Here is a 1,762-nt window from a genome sequence, read left to right as displayed (position 1 = left end):
CGGCCCTGGCCCTGGGGCGGCGCCCGCACCCGGCCCCGGTCCCGCGCCCACGCCCGACCCCGGGGCGGCGCCCGCCCCCGGCCCTGGGGCGGCGCCTACATCCGCCCCTGGCCCCGGGGCGGCGCCCACATCGGCCTCCGGTCCCGCCTCCGCGCCCGCCCCCGGGGCGGCGACCCGTCCGGCCGCGCCAGCGGGCGAGGTGGCGTCGGCCACACGGGTCCGTTCGGCCGTACGGGTCCGCGGCGACGTGCCCCGTCTGGCGCCGGGGCCGGGCGGGCCCGGGGCGTGGGGCCATGCGGCCGGGTGGCGCTGGGCCGCGTACGGGGGTGTGGTGGCCGCGACCGCGCTGCTGCACGTGTTCGCGGTGCTGATGCTCGCCGCGCACGCGTTGACGCTGTTCGTCTCGCGCGCCCCGCGCCGCGTGTGGTGGGGCTGGGGGAGCGCGGCGGCGGGGGCGGTGGGGGCGGTGGCGCCGCTGGCGGTGGTGGCCCGGCGGCAGAGCGCGCAGATCGCCTGGATACGCCATCCGACGCCGGGTCGGCTGTGGGCGGTGGTCGAGGAGTTCGCGGGCCCCAGCGCGCTCGTCCTCGCCGTCAACCTCCTGCTGATCGCGATCGCCGTGGTCCGCCCCCGCCGGACGGCGCTGACCGCGGTCGCCCTGCCCCTGATCTGCGTCCCGCCCGTCCTCCTCTTCGCCCTGGCCCTCCACCGCCCCTGCTTCCACGAGCGCTACCTCCTGTTCGCCCTGGCGGGCATCCCCCTACTGGCCGCGGCGGGGGTCGACCGACTGGCGGAGGCGGTGTCCGGCCGCCGCCGGGCCGTGACCGGTCGCCACCGTGCCGTGGTCGCCGCGGCCGGGGCTCTCGCGGTCGGCTGCGCGTCCGTCTGGCAGCTCCCGCTGCACCAGTGGGAGCGGGAGCCGTTGAGCCGTCAGGACGACCTGGCGGCGCTGTCCACCGCGGTGGGGCGGCTGACCCGGCCGGGTGAGCCGGTGCTGTACGACCCGCCCAAGGAACGGCGGATCGCCATCGCCTATCCGGGCCCCCTCGCCGGGCTGCGCGACATCGCGCTGAGCACCCCCGGCCCGGCCTCCGGCACGCTCTACGGGGTGGACGTCGGCCCCGCCGAGCTGCTGCGACGGCTGGACGGGACGCGCTCGGCATGGCTGATCGCGGCCGATGAACCGGAGGCACGCCGCCCGAAGGCGGCCGTGCTGACGGGGCACTTTCGGCTGGCGTACTCGCTGTGCCTGCCCGGTATTCGCCTGGAGCGCTATGTACGGGCGGGCCCGAGGACTGAACGCTAAGCTCTGCGGATGACCTTGGAATGGGAACAGGTAATCGTACATTCGGAAGATCCGGTGGCCTTGGGGCAGTGGTGGGCCGAGGCTCTTGGCTGGGTTGTGGTCCACTCCTCCGATGACGAGTTCGAGATCCGTCCGGAAACGGATCGCCTGCCAGGGTTGGACTTCGTCCGGATTGATGAGAGCAAGAAGGCCAAGAGCCGACTGCATCTCGACTTCAGGCCTGATGACCAGGACGCCGAGGTGGCTCGTCTGGTGGCGCACGGCGCACAGCGTGTTGATATCGGCCAGGGTGACCAATCGTGGATTGTCTTGGCGGATCCCGAAGGCAACGAGTTCTGCGTCCTTGCCCAGCGGCGTCAGTAAACGCCCCCGCGCCGCGCTCCGCCGTACTCGGGCCCCTCCCCGCAGTCCGCTGCGTCGCGACCGGCGGGTGCCCGGCGCTGTCTCTTCTAGACA

Annotated in this window: 1 protein-coding gene and 1 pseudogene; both read left to right on the top strand. The window is 74.7% G+C overall.

The features are described from left to right. Positions 1–1,306, top strand: a pseudogene (locus ACFXB5_RS53660) (hypothetical protein); the annotation flags it as partial. Between the two features lie 9 nt (positions 1,307–1,315). After that, positions 1,316–1,669 (top strand): VOC family protein, encoded by a 354-nt coding sequence (locus tag ACFXB5_RS53655; RefSeq protein WP_385223358.1) that lies wholly within the window; start codon positions 1,316–1,318, stop codon positions 1,667–1,669. Positions 1,670–1,762: the final 93 nt, after the last annotated feature.

The sequence above is a fragment of the Streptomyces sp. NPDC059455 genome (genome assembly GCF_042750115.1).
In the GTDB taxonomy this organism is placed as follows: domain Bacteria; phylum Actinomycetota; class Actinomycetes; order Streptomycetales; family Streptomycetaceae; genus Streptomyces; species Streptomyces endocoffeicus.
This window is presented reverse-complemented; position numbering and strand designations above follow the sequence as displayed.

Coding starts and splice junctions, on each gene's coding strand:
- ACFXB5_RS53655 (WP_385223358.1), top strand. CDS start 1,316: ATGACCTTGGAATGGGAACAGGTAATCGTACATTCGGAAGATCCGGTG.